This window comes from Humibacter sp. (assembly GCF_035547335.1).
Lineage (GTDB): Bacteria > Actinomycetota > Actinomycetes > Actinomycetales > Microbacteriaceae > Humibacter.
This window is the reverse complement of the sequence record NZ_DASZVF010000037.1, coordinates 1-23,133: the sequence shown is the minus strand read 5'-3', so window position 1 is coordinate 23,133 and position 23,133 is coordinate 1. Positions and strand designations below refer to the sequence as shown.

The following is a 23,133-nucleotide window of genomic DNA, read 5'->3' as shown; positions in this document are numbered from 1 at the left end:
CTGGCAGACCGCGCCGCTCACCGCCGCCGCCCTGACGATGGCGCTCATCGACAACTGCGTCAGCGTGCGCCGCGACCCTGCGCGCGCGCTGACCGCGCTCGGCGCTCTCGCTGAGCGGGCCACCGGCATCGAGGGGACCCGTGGCGAGGCCGCCGAGGCGGCGGGGCACCTGCTCGCGGACTAAACGCCAAGACGCCGACGGCACTATCGATGCAGATGTGCGCGCAACAAGCGCGCCTCCGGCCATGACCGTGGGTACGTTTCTCGGGATGTGCTCCGACGCCGCCCCTGTCGACCGGACACTCCCTCACGCGGCTGATGCGCTGCGGGACTTCGCTTCTCGTGCGCCCGACCGCGTCGCAATAGTGCTCGGCACCGCATCGCTCACCTATCGGGAGCTTGACCGGGCCGTCGACGCGACGGCTCTGCTCGTAGTGGACCGGTGCCCGGCGGACTCCTTCGTCGGGCTGCGATTCAACGACGGCGTCGACTACGCGATCGCAACGCTGGCCGTGGCCCGTGCCGGCCGGACATCGGTCCCGCTCGACCCGACAGCGCCGCCCGAGCTCCTGATCTCGATGGTCGACGCCACTGAGATGACGCTCGTGCTGACCGACTCTGTGCCTGCCGACGCAGAGGCCGAGCTCGGACGACCAGTGCTTGCACTCGCCGTGCGACGACCCGCTGAGAGCGAAGACGTCTCCCCGGTGCATGCGGCGGGGGCGTCCATCGCTGGAGTTGTGTTCACCTCTGGATCCACCGGTGCTCCTAAGGGCATCCTCATCCCTCCGGCCATGCGTCAGGCGCTCGCGCAGATCCTGGGTGAGGGCCTCGACCTCCGACCGGGGCGGCGGGTCGCCATGCTGAGCGCGGGGTCCGTAGGGCCGTCGGAGCTGATGTTCCATGTGTCCGTGAGCTGCGGCGCCTCGCTTCACCTCTTCGACGTCCGCGTTGCCGGCCTCGCTCCCTTCCGCACGTGGCTGCGAGATGCCGACATCGAAGCCGCGACCCTGGTGCCGACGGTCGTCCGGCACATGGCGGCCGACGGTGCGGAGGACTTTCCCCTTCCCCACCTACGCCGCGTGTGGCTGTTCGGCGAGTCCGTCGCGTGGGAGGACGTGGCCTTGCTCCGTCGCTGGATGCCGCGCGGCTCACAGGTCATCAACGCGTTCGGCCAGACCGAGACGGTCGCGGTCACCAAGACCACCATCAATCCGCACAGCCGCTTGGGGACCGGACCGCTGCCCATCGGGGAAGTCGTGGGTGACTCGATCGTGAGGATCGTCGATGCCGCGGGCCGTGAGGTGGCCGAAGGCGAGCCTGGCGAAGTCGTTGTGGAGAGCGGCTACTGCGCGCTGGGCTACCTCAACGATCCCGAGCAAACTGCGCGGGTCTTCACCGACCTGGGGAACGGCCGCCGGCGCGTGCGGACCGGCGACCGTGCGGTTCGCGAGCGCGGCGTGCTCAGGTACCTCGGACGCATCGACGCGCAGGTCCAGATCGGTGGCGTGCGCGTCGAGCTCGGCGACATCGAGTCCGCGTTGCGCCGCCTGGACGACGTAGCAGCGGCCGCCGCGGCGACGTACCTCGATCGCTCCGGCCAGACACGCTTGGTCGCCTTCGCCGTGCCGCGGACCGGGTCGTCGCTCGACGGTGCTCAACTGCGCGATGCACTGGTGCACATGGTCGCTCGCCACGCGCTGCCCGATCGAGTCATCGTCGTAGACGAGCTGCCTCAGATGAGCGGTGGCAAGATCGACCGGAGCGAGCTGCATGCGCGGGCGGAGCCGGAGCGCACGTCGAGATCAATCGGCGCTGACGAGCCGCTCGTCGAGATGCTCACCAAGCTCTTCGCGTCGGTGCTCGACATCGACGACGTCACGCCGAAGGACGATTTCTTTGAGCTCGGAGGGGACTCGCTGCGGGCGATGCGCCTCTTCGTGCGGATCGAGCAGATGACGGGGATTGAAGCCCCGGCATCACTCATCTTCACGTCAGCGACCCCGCAAGCGCTGGCCGGCGCACTGGCAGAGCGAGGCTGGGGCCAAGTCGCCGTCATCGAGGAAGCCGGCTCTCGCATGCCACTCGTTTTCGTCCACGACGGGCACGGCGAGATCATGTACGTCCGCGCATACTCCGCCTACCTTCCCGACGACCAGCCGATCCTCGCCGTGCGGCCGTTCGAATCGGAAGACCTGCTGGCGCAATCGATCCCCGACCTGGCGGCCGGCTACATCAAGCACCTCCGCGAGGTCTGGCCCGAAGGGCCCTACGCGCTGTACGGACATTCGCTCGGCGGCCTCATCGCCTTCGAGATGACGCGACAGCTCGAGCTAGGCGGCAAGGAGGTCGCTGTCCTCGGTCTCGGTGACTCGTTCGCGCCCGAGAAGAAGTCATTCGGACCGGGCATCGTCGCGCGTGCACGCGGCCGCTGGCGGGAGCTCCAGCTGTTCGACAACCGCGAGAAGGTCTCCATCGCCCTGAACCTCCTCAAGCGACAGGCGCGGGCTGGCACGACGCTTCTGCGGGCCGCTCTCGAGAAGGACCCGATCCTCACCGGTGCTACACCTGCGACTGCGGAGGATCACGTCGTGCGCGAGCGCCGTGTACGAGTCCTCACACATCTCGCAGAGTCGGCGTTCTCCTACCTACCCGAAAGCCGGATCTCGGCGCCCATCGCCTTGTTGCGCGCCGATCCGGCCCACAACAAGGACCATGGCGGTTGGGCGGCCTGGACGACCAGTGGCGTCGAGGTCATCGCGATCCCCGGCAACCACTTCACCTTCGACCACGCCCGTGCGGCGCAGCACCTGGGTCAGGTGGTTGATGAGGCCACCCGAACGTGAGTGTGGAGGGAGAAGGCGGGTGAGCGCGGCGTCCGGCGACTCGCTCACGGTCGACGATCTGGTCGCCATCTTCGCCGAGGTGTTCAACCATGCCGACGCGACCGAAGCACTCGACTTCTTCGCCTCAGGCGGTCGAGCGGCCGAGGCAGGCGAGATCTTCTCCCGCATCGAGCAACGCACCGGTAGGCAGCTTCCGACCTCGCTTCTCCTGCGGGCCCCGACCCCGAGCCAGCTCCACCTCCGCTTGGCCGACTACCGGGACACGACAGTCGAAGCTGTTCTTGACGAGGGCACCCGGCCGCCAGTGTTCCTGCTGCCTGACGCGAGCAGCAGTGCGATCTGGGCACATCCGTTCTGCGAAGGCTTCGGAGCCGGCCATCCGACCTATGCATTGCGCTTGCCGCACTTCGCCGACATCGCGCGGGTGCCGTCGATCGAATCGTTGGCGTCGACATACATCGAGGCGCTGTGCGAGGTCGCACCGACCGGACCGATCATCCTGTACGGATTCTCGATGGGCGGCATCATCGGCTTCGAGATGACGAAGCAGCTGGAGGCCAGAGGACGAACGGTGATCGCGCTCGGGATGGGAGATTCGCCAAGCCCACCGCGACTACCCGGTGCGCGCCTCAGCAAACAGGTCCGGAGCTCTTGCCGCGAGCTCACTCAGGCGACGTGGAACGAACGGCGCGCCGTCGCCCGCATGACGGTGGCCCTGCTTCTGTGGCATCTGCGCAACGTCGCGAAGTCGTTCCTCAAGGAGCTGCGACGCGGACGTGTCACGGTTCCTCAGTTGTTCCTGCGTCAGATCCGTCATCGCACCTCGTTTCCGAACAGATATCGGGAGGGGGAGTGGACGTCGGGGTGGAACCTCATGGACGCCGCCTACCGCTACGAGCTCGGCGCGCCGGTGGCCGCACCGATAGTCCTCATCCGTGTGCACCCTCTGCACCGGCACGACAAGCTCGGGTGGGAAGGTCACAGCCGCACTGGCACCATCATGGAAGTGGTGGAAGGCAGTCACCTCTACTTCGAGCACAAGCGGGCCGGCGAGATCTTCAGAGCAGCGATCGATGCCCGCCCGCGAGCCTGACGTCCTCAACGCCGCTAGACAACCGGTCCTCGTCGTAAACGGGGTTCGTAAGAGCTTCGGCAAAGCCGGGGTCCTGCGGGACGTCGATCTGTGCATCAGAAGCGGCGAAGTCGTCGCTCTCATGGGTCGTAACGGCGCAGGCAAGAGCACCCTCATACGCATCCTGGGCACAACCGTCCTTCCTGACGCTGGACACGTGTCGATCGCTGATGTCGACGTCGTGCAGAACCCGGTAGGGGCCCGGCGGAGGTCGGGATTGGTCCTGTCGGACGAGCGCTCCTGGTACTGGCGCCTCACAGGTCGTCAGAACCTCGAGTTCTTCGCGCGCCTGAGTGGGCTGCGCCGAGCGGCTGCCCGCACGATCGCAGATCAGCTGCTGGAGGAGGTCGAGCTCTCCGACGTGGCAGACCGCCGATTCGATCAGTACTCGTCAGGGATGCGCACCCGCCTCTCCATCGCTCGAGCGCTGGTGCTCGATCCGCCGCTGCTGCTCCTGGACGAGCCGACCCGAGCCCTCGACCCACTGGTTGCGAACGACCTACGTGCGTCGATGCGAGCCCGCGTGGACCGCGGCTGCGCGGTGCTGTGGGTGACGCACGACCCGCATGAGGCGGCTGACGTCGCCGACCGGGTTGTCGTGATGTCGGAGGGACGTCTGGTCCAGGTCGCGGATCGAACCGAGAGGGACATCGGCGCGGAGTCACTGGTTGAAGCCATGCGATCGCTCGAGGTTTCTCAGTGAGGGTCGGGGCGCTGGCAGCATTTGTCCGCCGCGATTGGTACGCCGCGCGGTCGTACCGGCTGCCATTCGCTCTGAGTCTGGCGACGCCGTTGTTCCTCATGGCCATTGTCTTCGAAGCCGGCAAGTTGATCGACCGCGCCCCGCAGCGGGATGTGCGCCTGCACCACGGCTACTTCGCGTTCGTGGTCGTCGGAATGGCCGTGTGGCAGGCGACGTTCGCCACGTTGCACTCGTTCGCCAACAAGCTCCGCGAAGAGCAGGGCATGGGCACGTTCGAGGCGCTGATGGCGACGGCGACATCTCCCGGAATGATTGCGCTCGGCGCCGCCGCGTACGAGCTCATCCAGGCGCTGGTTGCGTCAGTTGCGCTGATCCTGATCGGCGCACTCGCGGGCGCGGACCTGACCGGTGCGCCCGCGGCACTCCTCGTGGCGTTCGTCGAGCTCGTCGTGCTGCTCGCAGTGTTTGCGGCGGTCGGGGTCCTGGTCGCGGCTTTCACGGTTGTCTTCAAGCGGGGGGCGGTTCTGGCTGCGATGGTCGCCGGCATCTGCGCGCTCCTCGGTGGCGTGTACTTCCCCGTCTCGCTGTTCCCTCGCTGGGCGGAGCTGTTGGCTAACGCATTGCCGTTCACCTGGGGTGTCGATGCTCTACGCGACGCCCTCATCCTCGGTGACCTCGACCTGGTCCGGCTTGCCGGTCTGACAGCCTGCGCCGCGGTGACGCTCCCCCTCGCCCTCATCGTGTTCGACCGCTCGGTCGATCACGCCCGGCGTCGGGGCACACTGACCCAGTTCTAGGCAATCAGATCCCTGCGCCGCACCTCGACAGCGCAGGCCAACTCAATCGCATGGCACGATCGGCCGATGGCCGCGCAGAGCTCGTCCGACGGCGGGTACTCGCATGACTTCATCGCTAGCAACGCGGTGGTCGCAGCGCGTCACATCACGGGAATGGTTCGAACTTGGCTCGAACCGGCGTCGGTGGTCGACTTCGGATGTGGGCTTGGCGTATGGCTTGCGGAATGGGCTGCCCACGGCTGTGCGATACAGGGGATCGACGGCGATTACGTCGACCGATCGGCGCTGCGCATCCCTGAACGGGCCTTTCGGGCCGCGGACCTCGCGCAGCCGGTCGAGCTCGAGCGGTGCTACGACCTCGTGATGTCGCTCGAGGTCGCTGAGCACCTCCCGGCCGAGTGCGCCGACATCTTCGTCGAGTCGCTGACTCGCCACGGCGACGCCATCCTGTTCTCCGCCGCGATCCCGGGCCAGGGCGGGGAACATCACGTGAACTGCCGATGGCCTTCGTGGTGGGCGGCCAAGTTCCGGGCGCACGGGTACGACGTCTTCGACGTCGTCCGCCCTCGGATCTGGGGCAACGAGGACATCGCATGGTGGTACCGGCAGAACGTGCTCCTATACGCACGAGGTGATGCCGCCGAGCGGCTCGCGGCGCTTCCCGTCGTCGCTGCGCCGATGGACGTCGTGCACCCACGCTGGTGGCTCGACGCCAGCCTGCCGCGGTCACTTGCCGACGAATCGCGGGCATGGATCGGTGCCGCAAGGCAGGCGGTCGGCCGCCGCCTGCGCAAGCCCGGGCAAGATGCGCGGTGACCGCCGATGCCAGATCGACGAGCGAATCGCCAACGGGCACGGTGTCCGTCGTCATCGTGACGTATCGCAGGCCTGCCACCCTTCGGACGAACCTCGAGCACTTGGATCGTCAGACACGGCGTCCGGATCAGGTCATCGTCGTCGACGGTTCTGAAGATCGTGAGACGGAGCTGGTAACCGGCGACTTCCCGTTCGCTGAGTACGTGCGAAACCCTCGGGGCGCGGGCAACATGACCAGCTCCCGCAATGCCGCTCTTCCCCGCATCGAGAGCGATCTCATCGCGTTCCTGGACGACGACGCTCTCGCGGAACCGACCTACATCGAGGAGCTGATGGCGTTTGCCGATCGCAACCCTCAAGCGGCGCTCGGCTGTTGCCGAACGCTCAACGGCATCGAGGGTGAGGGTGACCATGGCCTCGACCAGATCGGGGTCATCACCCGCGACTGGCAGTTGATCGGAAACTTCGCGGCTGACCCGGGTACCGACGTGAAGATCGCACATGGGATCGGTGCGACGATGTGGATGCGTCGGGCGCTGATCGAGCGCCTCGACGGGTTTCGGGAATACTTCACCGGCGTGAGCGGCGTTCGCGAAGATGCCGATGTCTTCTTGCGCGCGACCAAGCTCGGTGCCGAGGCATGGTTCGTCCGCGGCGCCGTCGCGCTGCACGTTGCCGCGCCACAGGCGAAGGGCCGCCGATTCGACCTCCGCTACACGCACTGGGCGATGCGCAACCACGCTCTGCTCCTCCACGCGAACCTGGGCATGTTCTCGAGCGCCGTGTGGCGAACCCTGCTGTGGAACGTCTTCGTGGGCAATCTCCGGCACGGTCGTGCATTGCATCGACGGATCGTCCGGACCGCGGTGAGCGTCGCTGGGTTCGTCCGGGGGCTGCTTGTCGGAGCCCGCTTCATCGGCGTCGGTCCGAGAGATCCCGTCGGCCGCTTCGAACATCCCTAGATGTAGGCATCGGAGCCCGCGCAGTCGGCTGATGCCGGGTGGATGGGCGATGAGACCTACGGGTCTGGGCGAACGGTCAGCGACGTAATAGCGCGTGCTGACCGCGGACGCGGCGATACCGCCTAGTGGCGCACCAGAAACGCGATCTCGTCGTAGACGTGGACCTCATCCACTGCCGCACGGTCAGAGGCGGCGTCCCAGTGGCTGCGCATCACGTCGTCTATGGCGGATTTCAGAAGCTCGATGGATGTGCCGGCGGTGCCGGGCGGGCCACCGCCAGCGGCGGGAATGTAGGCCGTCGCGAGGTCCTCAATCACATACACGCCGCCCGGACGGACATGCTCGAACAGGGCGGCGTGACTTGCCGTGAGGTGCGCTGCGACGTGGCTGCCGTCGTCGATCACGACATCGAACGGGCCGTGCTCGTGTGCGATGCGTGCGAGGAGCTGGGGGTCGTCCTGACTTCCCTGCACCACTGTTATGCGATTCCCGGGCACCCGCTTGCGCTCGATGTCGAGACCGACGATCTCTGCATGAGGGAAGTAATCACGCCACATCCGAAGCGACTGTCCTCCGAACGCGGATGCGTATCCGAACTTCGAGTTGACGCCACCAACGCCGATCTCAAGCACGGACCGTACGGCGCGACGGGGTGGCAGGTGGCGGAGGTAGTACCGCGTGTACGCGTGCTCTGTGCTTGCCTTGTCGGTCCGGTAGATGCGAGCGAGCCGATCCAGATCCCTGTGGTACGGCAAAGCCCACACTCGTTGTACGTGTGACCGCAGCCGCAGGCGCTGCTCGACCGGCAGCTTTTGCAGGATCTCCCGAAGCACATCGCGACGCTAGTCGGTACCTGGTCCTTCTTGTCCGAAGGCAACGTCGGAAGCACTGTTCACGCGCTCGATCACCGCCGGCCATCGCTCCTCCGGCACAAGCAGAACGTCGCCGAGCCCCTTCTTAGCCGCGACCTCGACGACGCCTTGGGCGACGAAGGCGGCGATGCGGTAGCCGTCGGGCAGGAGCGGAGGCACATCCGTGAAGTCAGTGTTCTGCAACGGCATGAGCTCGGAGTTGAACTCACCGAGGATCACTGGCCGATGCGTCGCGAGGTAGCGCTGTGCACCGCGCAGAAAGGCGACTTCGGTTCCCTCGACGTCGACCTTCAACGCATCCACTGGACGGATGCGGAGGTCGTCGAGCCGCCGGACGGCACAGGTGACCGGCTCCTCGTCAGGTCTTTGTCGCTGGCCGATCCGAGCGTTGCCGGTCGCAGCTCCCAGCTGACGATCCAGCCAGATCGTCACGTCGTCGTCCTCCTCCCCGAGAGCTAGGACGTGCATCTCTACCCGTACCTCGTTCAGAGCGGCAGACGCCCGGAGGCGGGCGGCATTGCGCTCGATGGGCTCGAATGCGACCACCCCGCCGCCACGGTGGGCGATCCGTCGCGCGAGAGGCAATGTGATGAGGCCTACGTTCGCGCCGACATCCGCGACCCACCCGTGCTTGTCGACGCAGAAGCTCAGAACGTCGACCATTCCGGGCTCGTATTCGCCATCCCAGACCGCCGAGCTCTCGGTACGTGATCTCGCATCCAAGATGATGCGTGTTCCGTCTCGAAGGGTGACCGTCACATCGGGCGAAGCTCCTACCCGCGCGGCGGTCGCCGCGAGGATCCGACCGGCGCGTGATTTCGTGCGGCTGGGTGGCATCCGTCGGGCGAGGTCAGAGGCGACACCGAGCAGACTCACAGCGTCCAGCCTGGCAGGCTGCGTCCGGTGGTGGCAGTGTCCGTTGTGATCCCGGCCTTCAACCCGGGTCCGTTCTTGGCGATTGCCCTTGACTCGCTCGTGACGCAGACGTTCACGAGCTGGGAGGCGGTGGTCGTCGACGACGGTTCTCACGAGCCACTGTCGTGGGTTGCCGGTCGAGATCCCCGGATCACTCTCCTCCGCCAGACGAACCAAGGTTTGTCCGCGGCCCGCAACGCCGGCATCCTCGCCACGACCGCACCGCTCATCGCGTTCCTCGACGCAGACGACGTCTGGCTGCCGGGGAAGCTGGACTCGCAGGTCGCGCGCCTCACCCGAGAGCCCGGTCTCGGCATGCTCTCCACGGCCTTCGCGATCATCGACTCTGACGGCCGGATCACCGGCCCGGGTTATCAGGGGTTCAGCACGTCCTACGAAGAGCTCTTGGGGGGCAACGGGGTGTGCGTGTCCACGGCGGTCGTTCGTCGTGCTGCGCTGGAGCAGGTCGGCCTATTCGACACGGGCCTGCGGACGGCGCAGGACTGGGATCTCTGGCTACGCATCGCACGAGTCGGCGCGATCGACAAGCTGCCCGAGGTCCTGGCGCACTACCGCATCCACAGCGGAGGGATGACCCAAGACTGGAGGCTGTCCCTCCACGAGGCGGAGGTCGTCCTCCGTCGTCATCCCAGCCCGCGAGCATCACGTGGCCTCGCTGCGGCTCGCGAGCGCGCCGTCCATCAGGCGTTCGACGCCGCCCGCGCGGCAGCCAGGTCCCGCCGGCTCGGCACGCTCTCGCGGAACCTCGCCTACGTTGCTGCGCACCGACCGAGCGTTCTCGCGCGTGCGGTAGGGCAGCGACTCATAAACCGCGATCGAAGCTAGGCGACGGTTGGTGTTGGGAGGATCTGCTCGTACACCGAGAGGTAGCGAGCGGCGATCATGTCCCAGCTCAGTGCGCGAAGGTGCTCGCGAGCGTCCGGCGGATCCGGCGCTAGTGCGTTGACCATCGCGGTGGCGAGCGCTTCAGGGTCCTCCGGATCAGCGACGATCCCCAAGCCGCCGGTCGCTTCCGGCAGGCCTCCTCGTCCTGAGTGGACGAGCGCGCGGCCGGCCGCGAGGGCTTCCAGCGCAGTCATGCCAAACGCCTCAACGCGGCTCGGGACGACTACGACACGTGCGCTACGGAGAATGTCCAGGACGCCACTTCCGCTGAGGGCTCCGAGGAAGTCGACGCCGTCACTCGCCAGCGCGCGCAGTCTTTCCGTCTCGGATCCGGCGCCGGCCAACAGGAGTCGTGCCTCGGGTACCTGCCGACGCACCAGAGGCCACGCGCGAACAAGCAGGTCATACCCTTTCTGGTGCTCGTGACGTCCGTACGCCGCGAAGGTGGGAGTGACGGGCGGGGGACCGACGCGGAACCGGTCTGCGTCGATCCCGTTGGGGATCACGGTGGCGGCGCGAAACGCTGTCGCGACGCGGCCGGCGGACTCGCAGGTCCATCGACTCGGTGCGACGAGTGCGCTGGCCGATGTGCAAGTTCGCCGGAGGGTGACCCGCATGAAGGTGCTGCGTTGGAACATCTGGCGAGGGTCGGCGACGACCTCGCCGTGGGTCGCCAGCACGAAAGGGACGCGCGCGGCGCGGGCGAAGCGGCCGAGCGGGATCATCTGGTTCGACGCGCCATGAACATTGATGACGTCGGGCACCGGAAGCCCGCGGAGGGCATGAGTCGAGCGCCGGACGTCCCGCAGGTAGGCGGCGATGTGGTGCGGATTGGCACGGGGGATCCCCCAGCGCAGCCGGTGCACGTCCAGACCGTCCAAGCGCTCGAACGGGAGCGCATCGAGGGGGTCCTGGTGCGTGAGCACGGTGATCTCATGACCGGCCCGAGCGAGCGCCAGGCCGAGGGATCGCGTGACTGTCTCGATCCCCCCCGTGCGCGGCGCGTAAGCACTGGGAACCAGCCAGATCCTCAAGGCGCCAGCGATCTGCTAGCTGCGACGTCCCGCAGAATGAATGAGTGCGGGTCGTGATCGGCGCCTTCCCCCTGGGCCTCGAGCTCACGGGTCCGGGCGTGTACTTCGACGGGTTCGCCTCGGACCTTGCCCGTCACCACCGCTACCTCGACCTCGTCATCCATGCAACGTCGAGGCGCCTCGGCGATGCGATGCGTACGACTGCTGATCGTCTTGATCCGGAAGGATGCGTCCGTGCCGTCGTGAGCCCGTTCCCCGCGCGTGTTCTGCGGCCTTTGCAACGACATCTCCGCGTGCCATCGATGAAGATGTTAGTCGGGCCCTACGACGTGTACCACCAGCTGCACCTCGACGCAGAGCCGGCCGTCCCGTCGCAACGCCTCGTGCTCACGGTGCACGACCTCATCGCTGAGCGATGGCCCCAGGCAGAAGGTGCTCCAGCGCCGTTCATGGCGTCCCTGCTACGTCGTGCGGCAGCCGTCATCGCCGTCTCTGAGTTCACGAAGTCGGAGGTGTGCGCAACCTTCGGCGTAGACGCGTCGCGCGTGCACGTCGCCCACAACGGAGTAGACCACCATCGGTTCCAACCTCAAGCGGATCTCCAGCAAGGCATCGCGATGCGCGCTCGAGCTTCCGGAGGTCGGCCCTACCTGCTGTGCGTCGGCGGCCAGACGCCCCGCAAGAACCTAGCCCGCTCCATCGACGCGTTCTGCCGGGCGAAGGCTGCGACGGGGTACGAGGGCATCCTCGTCCTCGCTGGTCCGCTCGCCCCGTTGCGGCCTGACGTCGCGCAGGCTGTCGCGGATGCCGGCGACGCGATCTCGGTCGTCGGGTTCGTAGACGATGCGGACCTGCCGGCCCTGATGCGCGCAGCGGACGGGCTGCTGCTCGCGAGTCTCTACGAGGGCTTCGGCATCCCCATCGCGGAAGCGCAGGCGTGCGGGACACGTGTGATCACGTCGCAGGGCACGGCGTGCGCAGAGGTGGGTGGGGCTGCTGCGTTCCTCGTCGACCCATACGACGTCGACAGCATCGCCGATGGGATCGGCCGCCTGCTGGCGGAGGGACCCGCGGAGCGTTCCGCACGTGTGGCAGCCGGGATCCGCCAGGCCGCCCGTTTCACGTGGGAGGACAGCGGCGCGCGTCACGCAGCCGTCTACCGCGCCGTGGCCGAGGGCACTACGCGACGACGCGCGACCGGCTAGACAGCAGGTCCAGCGGTCGCTTCGCGAGGCGGCGCAACGGCCCCGACAACGCACGGTCAATTGCGGCGCGGTCGGATTCTTGCAGGCCTTCCCGGGTCAGGCGGAGGCCGACCGTGAAGGCAAGGGCACCTACCAGGACAGAGCAGACGACACCGGCAGTCGCCCCTCCAGCGGACCTCGCAGCGACGCCGCTGCCGACACTCAAACCCATCGCCGCCACGCCGACGGCGAACGGCAGGAAGCAGCGAACTAGCCCGGCCACGCCGAGGTTGGACTGGCGCGCCTCGATGGCCGCCAGGACGATGACGGATACGAGCTGAGCCCCGGCGTTCGCCGCGATGGCTCCCCACAGGCCGAAAGGTGGGATGAGGCCGAAGGCAAGAACCGCGTCCGTCCCGAGCGCCACCAGGTTCGTGCGTAGGACGAGGTCGGAGCGCAGGCGCGCACTCATGAACGCACCGACTGGGTTGTTGACGGTCTGGAAGCACGACACCAGTGCGAGCGGCAGCAGCGCCCACGCGGCAGTCGAGTACTGGTGGCCGTAGATCGCCGGGATGGCGAAGATAAGGGCCGGCAGTGCGGTGGCCGTGATGAGTCCGACCACGGTCGCCGAAACACGGATGGCGCGGGCAAGGGCGCCCGCTGCCATCTCTGGCGAGCGGGAGAGCAGGCCCGCGGTGGCGGGTATGAGGGCGTTGAGCATCGCGTCCGCCGGCGCGGTGATCTGCTGACTGATGCCGAACGCCAGCGCGAAGATTCCCAGTGCATGCGTTCGGTCGAGCGCACGCAAGATGAAGATCTCGCTCCGCGAGAACACGAGCATCCCGACGAGGCCGGCGCCGCACGCGTACAAGCCGAAGCGCCAGTACGCGCGCCCTAGGCCCCGTGGTAAACGCGGGTGGAGGACCAACGACTTGCGCTTGCGGTCGAGCAGGATCCAGGAGAATGGCGTCTGCAGACCCAGCAGCAGGATCCGGGTCGCCCACACCGCGGTCGGCGAGTGCGTGATCGTCGCGACCGCAACTGATCCCGTCTGCATGAAGACATTGGCCACGATGGCAACGCGGGCACTCGATGCCACCCGATTCTCGATGGACAAGGTGGCTGTAGCTGCCGCGAAGCCGACGCTGAGCACCTCGCCGACGACCAGTATGGCGAGGATCCACAACGAGTGGTGGCGAGTCAGTGCGGCGATGACGACGATCAGGACGGGCAGCTCGAGCATGAGCTGGTACCCGGTCATCGAACGCAACAGCCGGTCGGTGCGGGCGCGATCCCCTTGGGCTTCGGCCTGGCTGCCGAACTGGATGGTGGCGGTGGTGACGCCGAGGTTCGCGGCGCCGGCGACAACAGCGAGGGTCGCCGTCACGAAAGCAAGTCCGCCGTACTTGGTCACGCCGAGGGTGCGAGCGATGACGGCGTTGGCGACGAACGCGATCGGTACGGATACGACGACATGAAGTGCTGTCCAGAGCGAGCCGCTGATGGCACGGTGCTGCAGCTCCCGCGCCGACAGCGGCTCCCCGCGACTCCCGCTCGGATCGTCGCCCGCCGGGTCCGTGCTCACAGCGCTGTGAAGACTTCGCGGCATGCGTCGAGCCACGCATGTCCCCACGTCTCGTCGGGCTCAAGGTGGCAACCCTCGGCCCACTCGTTCCATGCGTTGATGAACACGAATGGTGGGTCAGTCGGTCGAAGTCGGTCGCGAAGGGCGCGCAACCACCGCGTGAACTCGGCAGGTGACGGGTCGGTCACGATGACTGCGTCGCCGAACGAACGGCGCGCGGTGTTGTCCCACGACGGGAAGGCGGATTCGCAGGTCGGCCAGGCCGGCTGCGTCGATGCGAGGTGCGCGTCGATGACCCGTTGGTAGGAGAACGCATCGTTGTGTCGAAACCGTGGCCAACGCTTGGAGAGGAATCTGCTCTGCAGAGACAGGATCCGCTGCACTCGCGGGTCGAACGCCTCGCGGATGAGCATCCAGTCGGGCGCCCATCTCACTTCGAAGTCGAGCCCGAGCTCACGGACGTCCTTGCTGTCGTTGAAGGCGACACAGCCGCCGACCAACAGCTCCACCCCATGGGCGCCGCACACCTCACGCAGGATCCGCACCATGCGCGCGCGCTCCGGAAGGGCGTACGGCTCGTAGACGAGGAAGACGGGTCGGCCCTCGTGGGTGAAGTAGCGCTCGTTGCAGATGAAGCGTTCTGCGAGCAGCTCGGAGTGCTTCCAGTCATCAGTCTCGGAGTACGTCTGCTCGATGGTGGTCACGTTCTCACGCCCGCGCCACTCCAACGTCCAGCTGCCGTTGGCCCAGCACAACAGGTTCTTCACTGGATGGACGGGGTCGGCGAACATCTCGTCGACGGGGCGGTGCATGAGGCGCCGCCCTTCGAACCAGTAGTGATAGACCGCGAACGCCGATATCCCGGCTTCGAGCGCGAGGTCGCGCTGCTGCGCTCGAACCTCGGGGACGCGCAAGTCATAGAACCCGAGGTCGGTCGGGAGGTGGGGCTGGTCGTGACCGGGGAAAAGCCGCTTGGCCCGCACGACGTTGGCCCACTCGGTGAAGCCTGTGCCCCAGTGCTCGTCGTTCTCGGGGAACGGGTGGTACTGCGGCAGGTAGTAGGCGATGGCGTGGGCGTTCGGCATCGCGTCCGCCATGTCTCTCCTACTGCATCGACCGAAACGCGCTCTCCTTCTGGTCTTCCAACCTAGCCCCGTTGGGAGGACCGGGTCTGTCCAGTGCGCCTCGACGCCGATGTCGGCGTGCGTGGAGTGTTCCTATGATCCGGTGGTGCCAACAGCGCCCGGCGTAACGGTCGTGTCGCTCGAGGCGTGGGACGACGTGTGGCGCCGGAACCAGTACTTCGTACGTGCGCTGCGGGAGCAGGACCTGGCCGGCGAGGTGCTCTTCCTCGAACCTCCCCGCCGGGGAAGATCGACTCGGGGTCGACCCCTCGGGGGCGTGACGACCGTGCGCCCACGACTGGTCCTTCCGAAGCGCGCGGGCGGCCTCCGCTTCGCGGCGCGTGGGGTTGCTTCCGAGGTCGCCAGGACATCCATCCTCTGGGTCAACGACGCGACGGTCGGGCTGCACCTGCTGCGGTCGGGCGTGCGCACCGTGTATGACGTGACGGACGACTGGCGCGCGTCGACGCTGTCACCCCGCGCGCGCCGGCGCCTCATCAGCGCGGAGGACGAGCTTGCCCGCCGGGCGGCGACCGTGGTGTGCAGCGAGGAGCTTCGGCGGCGTTGGTCGGAGCGCTACGGCGTGGAAGCGGCCGTCGTGCCCAACGGCATAGACGCCGCCGCGTGGGCCCAAGACACCGAGCAGACCTTGCCCGGTCATCCTCCGCACGTCGGCTACGTCGGGACGTTGCATGCGGACCGACTAGACATCGGCCTGGTCCGGGAGCTCGGCACGCTCGCAGAGCTCGGCACCGTCCACCTGATCGGGCCCGACGCGCTGGACGAGCAGAGCCGCGCGCTTCTGCTCCGGGAGCCGAAGGTGCGGATGTGGGGGCCCATCGACGCGCGTTCGGTCCCCGAGGTCACGCGGTCGCTCGACCTACTCGTGTCGCCGCACCGGGTTTCGTCGTTCACCGACAGCCTCGACGCGATCAAGAGCCGCGAGTACTTCGCGAGCCGTCGGCCGATCGTCGCGACGCCGACGAGTGGATTCGACCGGCTCAGTGGTGACGGCATCAGGATCGTCCAACGCGACGAGTTCTTGGGCGCCGTCCTTGCGAGCCTGGCATCGGACGTCCGTACCTGGCGCCGAGCGGTGCCCGACGAATGGTCGTGGGACGCCCGCGCTCGTCAGTTTGCGCATGCGCTGGAGCTCATCTGACGTCGTCGCCGGTCTTGACCAAGCGCACTGCGACGGCGTGCGCCCAGCTCAGCCTCTGCAGCCTGGCATGCACCGCCTCGAGCGCGATCAGCCCGGCGAGCAGGGCCGCGTGCCTGTCGAACCACGCCGATCCGCTCATGACGGTCAGAGGCTTGATCTCGGAGATCTCGAAGCCACTGCTGGTTGCCAGATCCAGGAGCTGGGCGGGCGACATCTCGGAGATGTGGTCGTGACCCGCCTCGACGAGCATGACGGCGTGGCCGTGCTCATCGACCTCGGTCTGATCCTTGCCGCTGTAGTAGGCGCGGCCCACCCGCCCACGCGAGAGGCGGTTCGCGCTCGTCGCGAATCGTTTGAACAGTGAGCCCTCGGAGGGCGTGGTGATGACGACCGTCCCTCCGGGCTTGAGCACCCGATGCAGCTCGCGAAGCACGGCAGGGGGGTCGGGCAGGTGCTCGATCACGTCCATGGCGCATATCGCGTCGAACGTCGCGTCGTCGAAGGGGAGCGGCTGCTCCAGGTCGGCGTTCTCGAAGTGACAGTTCTGGTAGCCCGGTACTGATGCGGCGAACGCGCGGGCGAACTCGAGCTGCTCCTCGTTGATGTCTATGCCGAGGAGCCGGCGCGTCTGCGCCTTGCCGAGCTTCGCGTTCAGCATGAACAAGAGGTTGCCGAACGCACATCCGACGTCGAGCACCGCGCTGTCCCCCGCAGCCGCGGCGTGATGGAGCCATCCCAGGACTGTGTCGTCACGCAGGCGACTGGATCGGATGCCCAACGTGTCGAGGGGGGCGGCGTTCTGCAACGCGACGCGCGTCTCGAGAGAAGGTCGATGTGCGAGCTCGTCGGCACTGATGAGAACCTCGGCCAGCGGGGCCTCCTGTGAGCTCACCTCGGAAGTATCCGCGGTTTCGACATCGTGGTGCTCAACCGTCCAGCTCTGCCGTCCATACCCCCAGGGAGGTGCCGGCGAGGCGCCGAGGGCGTCGTGCGCCCGCGGCCTCGATGATTCCCCTGATCAGGCCGTGCCAGTAGGGCTGGAAGTCGTCCCAGAGGATGAGCCCGCCCGGGGCCACCAGCTCGAACGCGGTGATGGTGTCGGCGACACCGTGCTCGTAGTCGTGGGCACCGTCGACCAGGACCAGATCACACCGACCCGTGTAGGGGGTGGGGTCGAACGTTGCCGAATCGGCGAGGATCTGCTCGATCTTGGCCTCAGCGGGCGAACCTCGGTAGGCCGCGCCCACCTGGCTCCCCTGGAAGCCTTGTGGCTTCTGGGTGTCGTCGAACGATTGCGGAGGCAGATCGAGCGTCCAGATGCGCCCGTCTTCCGGCAGCGCTTCGGCGATGAGGCGGGTGGTGCCACCGTTGAACGTGCCGATCTCGAAGGCCGTGCGCACAGACCGGCCGGCGATGATCGCCTGCAGCACGAGCTGGTCCGGCGCGTGCAAGCTCCATGCGTGGCGGGCGTCGACCGGCAGCACTCGGGCGTCGAACGTCACGGCGCCTGTGAGCCGGCTGAGGTCGACGGCGGGCAACGCGCCGATCAACGCGGTGGCATGCCGTTCCAACGGCCCGCGCGCAGCGTCCTTGAGCGACCGTCGGCCGAGCGTGCTTCGCAAGGCACGCGCATAGTCGGTGACCGTCACAGGCATTGCGCCAGCCTAGACACGCTCGTGCGCAAGTCGTATGCACCCGTAGCGCGCCCACACCTCTGCTGTCGTCGATGCGGTCGCGCTCCACGAAAGTGCGCTCACGCGCTCGACCGCATTCGCCGTGAGCTCGGTACGCAGGTCCTCGTCGGTCAACACCGAGCGCAACGCCGTCCGGAGGCTGGCCGTTGCGTGCGGAGACGCCCACACAGCTGCGTCGGGCAACAGCGACCGCAGATCTCCGACGGCGGTCGAGACGACGGCCGCACCGCATGCCAGGGCCTCCACCGGGGGCAGCCCGAAACCTTCGTAGGTCGAGGCGTAGGCGACGACCGTCGCCCCCGCGTAGAGCGCCGGGAGGACCGACCGGGGAACGTAGCCGAGGTAGTGGACGCCCTTGCCTGCGGGTGCTTCGCTCGTGAGGGCGTGGCCGACCACCACCAAGGGAACCCCAAGCTCCCGGGTGATCGACGCCAGTCGAACGAGTCCTTTCCGAGGCTCGAGCGAGCCGACCGCGAGGACGTAGGAATTCGGCAACGCGTAGGTCTCGCGCGCGTCGCGCACCTGCTCGTCCGTGGGGGGGCGCATGTCCGACGGGGCAGCCAGCGGCGTCACCGTGCACTCTCGTCGGAAGCGCGACCAGACCCGTTCAGCGGTGAAGCTGCTCACCGCGAAGACGTGATCGGCTCGCTTCAAAGCGTGGGTGACGAGCAGCTGCTCACCGCGCGCACGGGCGGCGGAGAACGTCCACGGCACGTCGAACACTGAGAGGTCGTGCACGGTTGAGAGGAGTGGCCCTGAGGCTTTGAGCGGAAGGTCCACGTCGAGGCCATGCATCGCGGTGGGGGAGCCGCTCAACATGCCGGTCAGCGCCCGCCGCGCCCCGCTGTGGGGCGGAGCCGCGCGAAGGCCGAAGCCGGCCGGGACGTCGTCGAGCGCGTCGGACTGCACGAGCACAGCCACCTGGTTCCGGACCGGCGGAGGGAGGGCTGCTAGCAGCTCCCTGATGTAGGTGGCCACCCCGGCGCCGTCCGGCCGCAGCGAGAGCGCGTTCAGGTGCAGCGTCGGCAGCTCCGCATGCCGGTGCGCTCGTGAGGTGGCGTCGCGCTTGCCGACCTCGAGGGTGTCGTCGTAAAGGCGCCGCATCGCGCGCCCGACGGTCGGCGCGTCGTATCTGTGAGCGCTGACAGCCGCAGCGGCGCCGAGGCGCGATCGCTTCTCGGGATCATCGGCGAGCTCCCGCAAGGCTGCTGCCAACGCCAGGTCGTCGCCGGCGGGCACGAGCACGCCGTCAACGTCGCCGTCGATGATCTCGATCGGCCCACCCGCGCGGGAGGCCACGACCGGCAGCCCGGCCGCCATCCCCTCGACGATGACCTGTCCGAAGGGCTCAGGAGTTGTGGACGCGTGCACGAGCACGTCCAGCTCGCGCAGCTGCTGTGCGACGTCGTCGCGGAAACCGAGGAAGTGGACCCGGTCGTCGAGCGCAAGATCCGCGACCTGCCGTTTGAGCTCGTCGAGGTAAGGCGCCTCGTCGAACAGCGCGTCTCCGATGAGGCGGAGCTCGGCGCCGCCGTTCGGGAACCCGTGAGCCAGCGCGGAGATGGCGACGTGCTGTCCCTTCCAGCGGGCGATCCGTCCGACCATGCCGATCACAAGCGGTTCGTCGCGGCGGCCGTGCCGGTCCTCGCGTTGGGCATCCTGCATGTCGGGGTGCACAGGGCTTCCGATGACGGTTGACGGGCGGGCGTGTGCTCCGATCGTTGCTTGCGTTGCGCGGGAGTTGCAGACGATGGCAGTAGGCCAGAGACCGAGAGCAGCGCGGGTGGTCCAGACAGCGGTTCGCGGGAGGTAGTCGGGCGCGATGCGATCGCGAACGTGCCACAGGACCGGTGTTCGTGCGAGGTACGCGGCAGCGCTGCCGTAGTACCCCGCCTTCAAGGAGTTGGTGTGGACGAGGTCGGCTTTCAGCTGCCGGAGCCGCCGCGTGAGCTGGAAGGTGTAGGCCGCCGCATGGAGGACGCCTCCCAAGGAGCCGATCCGCAGCGTTGCTTCCCCGCGACGCACGTCGCGTGCGGAGGGTGAGAGGGCGATGACCTCGGTCGGCACGGATCTTGCCCGCAGCAGCTCCACCAGCGGGCCGTCTTCGGCGAGGAGGACGTAGGGCTCCACATCGGGTAGGGCCTCGAGGAGTCGCGTGAGTGCGAGCTCCCCGCCGGACAGCTGAGCGGTGTGATCGACGTAGACGACGCGGAGCGGGCGTCGCTCGGCCGACCCGGCCTCCTTGCGGCCGAGGCGGTCAAGCGCCCCGGCTGCAGCACGGCTGACTGGCGTGTCTTCCCGCAACAGCGGAACCGCGAACGGTCGGTCGGCCCCGGTCGTGCGGGCCGGGTGCCCGTAGAGCTCGACTGCTTCGTAACGGTGGGGCCGCAGTGGGCGGCGGTCGTGCCTGTAGGCGAGGGCTTGTTCATAGAGCGTCACCTGCCCGCGAGCGACCGCATCCCACGTGCACTCGCGGGCCCGGGCGAGACCGGCATCGCGGAGGGCCGACCACCGCTGCGAAGACGACACCAGTTCGACTGACGCGCGGGCGAGCTCTTCCTGATCACCTTCCGGCACGAGAACTCCGGCATCGCCCACGACCTCGGGCAGGGACCCGCTCGCGTAGGCGACCACGGGGGCGCCGGCCGCGTTCGCCTCCACGACGACACGGCCGAACTGCTCGACCCATGTCGACGTCGCGGTGCTCGGCACCATGACGACATGCGCAGCGCGGTAGATGGCGGCCATCTCGGCGGCGCTGACCCAGTCGACGATGTCGACCGCATCGGCCACGCCGAGGTCGGCCGCGAGAGAGCGCGCCGGGCCCGCCTCCGGTCCTGTTCCGACGATCATCAGGCGAGCGCGGCGATGGCGTCGCACCTCGGCGAGCGCGTGCACTGCAGCGCGTACGCCCTTCTCCGGGACCAGCCGACCGGCGATCACCAGGCGGAGCTCAGGATCGGCCAGCGACTGTTCACCAGGGGTGATCGAAGGATGCGGAGGCAGCGGCAGCACCGCGAGCGCGCCGTCGAAGCCCTTGCCGACGACCACGCTTGCGGCCTGACGACTGCACGGGTAGATGCCTTGCAAGCGCCGCAGCGCTTGCCTCTCGTACTGCGCGAACGGCGGCGGGAAGCGCTTGTCGAGGTTCTGAGCGGCGTACGCGACCACCGTCCGGTCGCGGGGCATGAGCCCGAGGACCTGATGCATGACGCTGCTGAAGGGCTCTTCGTGGACGTCGACGATGTCAGGACGGAGCTCGTCGAGGAGCGCGGCGATCCGTCGTGGTTCGCGATAGCTGTGTCGGTTGACATCGCCGGGTCTCCGGACCGGCAGCGCGACGATCGGGCACGGCGCCGATGCTGCGACGTCGTCGAGCGGGGATCCGGGCCAGGCGTCCGGGATGACGAGCGTCACGTCGATGCCCGCGCGAATCAGCGCTGCTTCACGTTCTAGCTGTGCAGCATCGCGCCCCGCGTGATAGATCCGTAGCACCCGCAGCCCGGTCATGTGGCTGTGGCTTTCGAGCGGCCGGCGTACACGGCGTCGAGCTGATCGACATGGTGCTCGATGGAGAGCATCGCGCGCTGCCTCTTCCGCAGCTGAGCTCCGAGCGTTTGGCGCCGGGCGACGTCCGTCCCCAGGCCGGTGAGCTGCTCGGCGGCGGCATCGACGTCACCCGGGGGGAAGAACGCACCCGCCTCCCCGAGCGTTTCGGGATGGGCGCCGGATGACGTCGCGATGACTGGCGTTCCCACCGCCATGGCTTCCACCACAGCGAGGCCGAACGGCTCCGCCGGCGCGGTCGCCAGGAACAGGCTCGCGCGGGAGAGGCGCTCGTACACGTCGTTGACAAACCCGTGGAACCTGACCGATTGGCCGATCTCGAGACTGCTCACCAAATGGCGCAGGTCGCCCTCTTCGGAACCGCGTCCACAGACATCCAATTGCCAGCCCAGCTCCGGAAGGTGCGATCGAGCGAAGGCCCGCACAGCGGTCGCGGTGTCCTTCTCGGTCTCGAGCCGCTGCATGACCAGCACGCTGTCAGTTCGTTCGCTGCCCCGCGTGAGAGAGCGACGAGCCGTGCCGTTGAGGATGACGAGACTGGGTTCTCCGATCGATGCGGCGACGAACTCGCTGATCGAGATCTGCTGGTCGATCCGGGCCCGGATCAGCGGTGCGGCGCAACGGCCCAGCACTGAGGAGCCGCGCCTCTTTGCGAAGTGTCGAGTCACGACGAGCCGACTGCCCAGCCGTTTCTTGAAGAGCACGGCGGGCAGCTCCGCTGCGGTCATGTGGCCGTGCAGGACATCCGCGCCTGAGATTCCTCGGAGCTGGCGCACCACATCGGTCGTCGTTCGTGCCGGTCGGACCTGCACTCCTGCCGCGAGCTCCGACCGCATCCGGTCGGGAGCGCCACCGACGACGGTGACCTGCCAGCCGCGGCGGGCTTGTTCGCTCGCGGTGTCGGCGATGTAGCGCTCCACGCCTGCGAAGGAGTCGGAGCGAACTACGTGGACCACGTGGCCGCTCAACGTGGCTCGCCGTCCGCGCGCCGCACGTAGGTCCGCAGCGTCCGGCTCGCTTCTGCGCGCCGGATCGGGTCGCTCGTGATGAGCCGTCGCCCGGCCGCGATGATGGAGCCGCCGCGCATGATCTGCCACCCCAGCGGTCCGTACCATCGGCGCGCGAACGCCGCGGCACTTCGGTGGAAGTGTCTTTCCCGGGCCGCCGGGTCACTGCTGCTCCTCGCGCCCGCATGCGTTGCGATGACGTCGTCGACGACGCCGACGGTCCACCCGGCCCGCTGCGCGCGCAGCTGCCAGTCGGCCTCTTCGGCGTAGAGGAAGTAGCGCTCGTCGAAGGGGCCGACGGCCGCGAGCGCCTCGCCGCGCAGCAGCAGCACCGCCCCGATGAGGAACTCGGGCCCGTGCCAGAGGCGCGCGCCGCCGAGGGCCTCCGCCCAGACCTGCGCGGGTGACGGGACCGGCCAGGAGACGCGCTGGGCGCTGCCGTCCGTGCCGGTCAAGCGCGGAGCCACTGCCGCCGTGCAGCGGTCCGCGTGCAGACGGGCGACGAGCACGCTGACCTGGGATGGTGTGACCCGCGCATCGGGGTTGAGGAGGAGGACGTCGGACATGCCGTCCCACGATCGGGTGAGGGCCGCGTTCACGGCGGCCGAAAACCCGATGTTGGAGGGGCTCGCCAGATATCCTGAGCCCGCGTCGGCTGCGATGGCCGCCGCACCGCCACCGGGTGCGTTGTCGACCACGACGACGCGGGCAGACCCTCCGAGCGTGGCCAGGCACCCCCGGAGGTCGTCGTCGCCGTGATAGGCCACGATGATCACCAGAGGTCCCTCCGAGGAGGGTTCGGCGCGGGCCACTTGGGAACGGTA

General features: G+C 68.0%; 20 protein-coding genes. 10 read left to right on the top strand and 10 right to left on the bottom strand.

Going from position 1 to position 23,133, the window contains the following annotated elements:
* The 7 genes from VHB92_RS08340 to VHB92_RS08310 all read left to right on the top strand — a co-directional run.
* On the top strand, positions 1–184 hold a 184-nt coding region (locus VHB92_RS08340), incomplete at its 5' end, for a hypothetical protein (protein ID WP_325453234.1).
* 61 nt (positions 185–245) lie between these two features.
* Entirely contained in the window at positions 246–2,846 is a 2,601-nt protein-coding gene (locus VHB92_RS08335) for an AMP-binding protein (protein ID WP_325453232.1), read from the top strand.
* Between the two features lie 19 nt (positions 2,847–2,865).
* Positions 2,866–3,939 carry a thioesterase domain-containing protein gene (locus VHB92_RS08330; protein ID WP_325453230.1) on the top strand — a complete coding sequence of 358 codons (1,074 nt, stop codon included), beginning with the start codon at positions 2,866–2,868 and terminating at the stop codon, positions 3,937–3,939.
* The gene (locus VHB92_RS08325; RefSeq protein WP_325453228.1) at positions 3,920–4,681 is read left to right on the top strand and encodes an ABC transporter ATP-binding protein; all 762 of its coding nucleotides are present in this window, start codon (positions 3,920–3,922) and stop codon (positions 4,679–4,681) included. The genes VHB92_RS08330 and VHB92_RS08325 overlap by 20 nt, the downstream gene beginning before the upstream one ends.
* Positions 4,678–5,478, top strand: a complete 801-nt coding sequence (locus VHB92_RS08320; protein WP_325453226.1) for an ABC transporter permease — start codon at positions 4,678–4,680, stop codon at positions 5,476–5,478. Before VHB92_RS08325 ends, VHB92_RS08320 begins: the two co-directional genes overlap by 4 nt.
* 66 nt (positions 5,479–5,544) lie before the next feature.
* Positions 5,545–6,294: a class I SAM-dependent methyltransferase gene (locus VHB92_RS08315; RefSeq protein ID WP_325453223.1), complete on the top strand. Its 750-nt coding sequence runs from the start codon at positions 5,545–5,547 to the stop codon at positions 6,292–6,294.
* Positions 6,228–7,256: a glycosyltransferase family 2 protein gene (locus VHB92_RS08310; RefSeq protein ID WP_325453221.1), complete on the top strand. Its 1,029-nt coding sequence runs from the start codon at positions 6,228–6,230 to the stop codon at positions 7,254–7,256. The genes VHB92_RS08315 and VHB92_RS08310 overlap by 67 nt, the downstream gene beginning before the upstream one ends.
* Before the next feature lie 122 nt (positions 7,257–7,378).
* Here VHB92_RS08310 and VHB92_RS08305 read toward each other — a convergent pair whose 3' ends face one another.
* Both VHB92_RS08305 and VHB92_RS08300 read right to left on the bottom strand, forming a co-directional pair.
* Positions 7,379–8,089: a class I SAM-dependent methyltransferase gene (locus VHB92_RS08305; RefSeq protein ID WP_325453219.1), complete on the bottom strand. Its 711-nt coding sequence runs from the start codon at positions 8,087–8,089 to the stop codon at positions 7,379–7,381.
* 9 nt (positions 8,090–8,098) lie between these two features.
* A complete protein-coding gene (locus tag VHB92_RS08300) occupies positions 8,099–8,791 on the bottom strand; it encodes an FkbM family methyltransferase (RefSeq protein ID WP_325453217.1) in 693 nt (230 codons plus the stop codon).
* 243 nt (positions 8,792–9,034) lie between these two features.
* Here VHB92_RS08300 and VHB92_RS08295 point away from each other — a divergent pair, with 243 nt between their 5' ends.
* On the top strand, positions 9,035–9,889 hold the full coding sequence (locus VHB92_RS08295; RefSeq protein ID WP_325453215.1) for a glycosyltransferase: 855 nt from the start codon (positions 9,035–9,037) through the stop codon (positions 9,887–9,889).
* On the opposite strand, the gene VHB92_RS08290 is transcribed toward VHB92_RS08295, so the two are convergent.
* Positions 9,886–10,983 carry a glycosyltransferase family 4 protein gene (locus VHB92_RS08290; RefSeq protein ID WP_325453213.1) on the bottom strand — a complete coding sequence of 366 codons (1,098 nt, stop codon included), beginning with the start codon at positions 10,981–10,983 and terminating at the stop codon, positions 9,886–9,888. The two genes, VHB92_RS08295 and VHB92_RS08290, sit on opposite strands and share 4 nt — an antisense overlap.
* A 191-nt stretch (positions 10,984–11,174) precedes the next feature.
* Here VHB92_RS08290 and VHB92_RS08285 point away from each other — a divergent pair, with 191 nt between their 5' ends.
* Positions 11,175–12,188, top strand: a complete 1,014-nt coding sequence (locus tag VHB92_RS08285) for a glycosyltransferase family 1 protein (RefSeq protein ID WP_325453237.1) — start codon at positions 11,175–11,177, stop codon at positions 12,186–12,188.
* On the opposite strand, the gene VHB92_RS08280 is transcribed toward VHB92_RS08285, so the two are convergent.
* Together VHB92_RS08280 and VHB92_RS08275 are read right to left on the bottom strand one after the other, a co-directional pair.
* The gene (locus VHB92_RS08280; protein ID WP_325453211.1) at positions 12,163–13,755 is read right to left on the bottom strand and encodes a lipopolysaccharide biosynthesis protein; all 1,593 of its coding nucleotides are present in this window, start codon (positions 13,753–13,755) and stop codon (positions 12,163–12,165) included. The genes VHB92_RS08285 and VHB92_RS08280 overlap by 26 nt on opposite strands.
* Positions 13,752–14,852: a glycoside hydrolase family 99-like domain-containing protein gene (locus VHB92_RS08275; RefSeq protein WP_325453210.1), complete on the bottom strand. Its 1,101-nt coding sequence runs from the start codon at positions 14,850–14,852 to the stop codon at positions 13,752–13,754. Before VHB92_RS08275 ends, VHB92_RS08280 begins: the two co-directional genes overlap by 4 nt.
* Before the next feature lie 133 nt (positions 14,853–14,985).
* On the opposite strand from VHB92_RS08275, the gene VHB92_RS08270 reads away from it, so the two are divergent.
* Entirely contained in the window at positions 14,986–16,041 is a 1,056-nt protein-coding gene (locus tag VHB92_RS08270) for a glycosyltransferase (protein WP_325453208.1), read from the top strand.
* On the opposite strand, the gene VHB92_RS08265 is transcribed toward VHB92_RS08270, so the two are convergent.
* The 5 genes from VHB92_RS08265 to VHB92_RS08245 form a co-directional block, all read right to left on the bottom strand.
* Positions 16,034–16,933: a class I SAM-dependent methyltransferase gene (locus tag VHB92_RS08265; RefSeq protein ID WP_325453206.1), complete on the bottom strand. Its 900-nt coding sequence runs from the start codon at positions 16,931–16,933 to the stop codon at positions 16,034–16,036. The genes VHB92_RS08270 and VHB92_RS08265 overlap by 8 nt on opposite strands.
* Before the next feature lie 34 nt (positions 16,934–16,967).
* Complete coding sequence (locus VHB92_RS08260; protein WP_325453203.1) at positions 16,968–17,696, bottom strand: class I SAM-dependent methyltransferase; 729 nt, start codon at positions 17,694–17,696, stop codon at positions 16,968–16,970.
* A 9-nt stretch (positions 17,697–17,705) separates the two neighbouring features.
* Entirely contained in the window at positions 17,706–21,245 is a 3,540-nt protein-coding gene (locus VHB92_RS08255) for a glycosyltransferase (RefSeq protein WP_325453201.1), read from the bottom strand.
* Entirely contained in the window at positions 21,242–22,222 is a 981-nt protein-coding gene (locus tag VHB92_RS08250; RefSeq protein ID WP_325453199.1) for a glycosyltransferase family 4 protein, read from the bottom strand. The genes VHB92_RS08255 and VHB92_RS08250 overlap by 4 nt, the downstream gene beginning before the upstream one ends.
* Positions 22,223–22,266: 44 nt before the next feature.
* Positions 22,267–23,133, bottom strand: an 867-nt coding sequence (locus VHB92_RS08245) for a glycosyltransferase family 2 protein (protein ID WP_325453197.1), incomplete at its 5' end; no start/stop codon positions are given.

What these genes read in the sequence shown, in the direction of transcription:
- VHB92_RS08325 (WP_325453228.1), top strand. Translation starts at nt 3,920, where the DNA reads ATGCCCGCCCGCGAGCCTGACGTCCTCAACGCCGCTAGACAACCGGTC.
- VHB92_RS08275 (WP_325453210.1), bottom strand. Translation starts at nt 14,852, where the DNA reads ATGGCGGACGCGATGCCGAACGCCCACGCCATCGCCTACTACCTGCCG.
- VHB92_RS08260 (WP_325453203.1), bottom strand. Translation starts at nt 17,696, where the DNA reads ATGCCTGTGACGGTCACCGACTATGCGCGTGCCTTGCGAAGCACGCTC.
- VHB92_RS08300 (WP_325453217.1), bottom strand. Translation starts at nt 8,791, where the DNA reads ATGGTCGACGTTCTGAGCTTCTGCGTCGACAAGCACGGGTGGGTCGCG.
- VHB92_RS08285 (WP_325453237.1), top strand. Translation starts at nt 11,175, where the DNA reads ATGCGTACGACTGCTGATCGTCTTGATCCGGAAGGATGCGTCCGTGCC.
- VHB92_RS08255 (WP_325453201.1), bottom strand. Translation starts at nt 21,245, where the DNA reads ATGACCGGGCTGCGGGTGCTACGGATCTATCACGCGGGGCGCGATGCT.
- VHB92_RS08315 (WP_325453223.1), top strand. Translation starts at nt 5,545, where the DNA reads ATGGCCGCGCAGAGCTCGTCCGACGGCGGGTACTCGCATGACTTCATC.
- VHB92_RS08310 (WP_325453221.1), top strand. Translation starts at nt 6,228, where the DNA reads ATGGATCGGTGCCGCAAGGCAGGCGGTCGGCCGCCGCCTGCGCAAGCC.
- VHB92_RS08335 (WP_325453232.1), top strand. Translation starts at nt 246, where the DNA reads ATGACCGTGGGTACGTTTCTCGGGATGTGCTCCGACGCCGCCCCTGTC.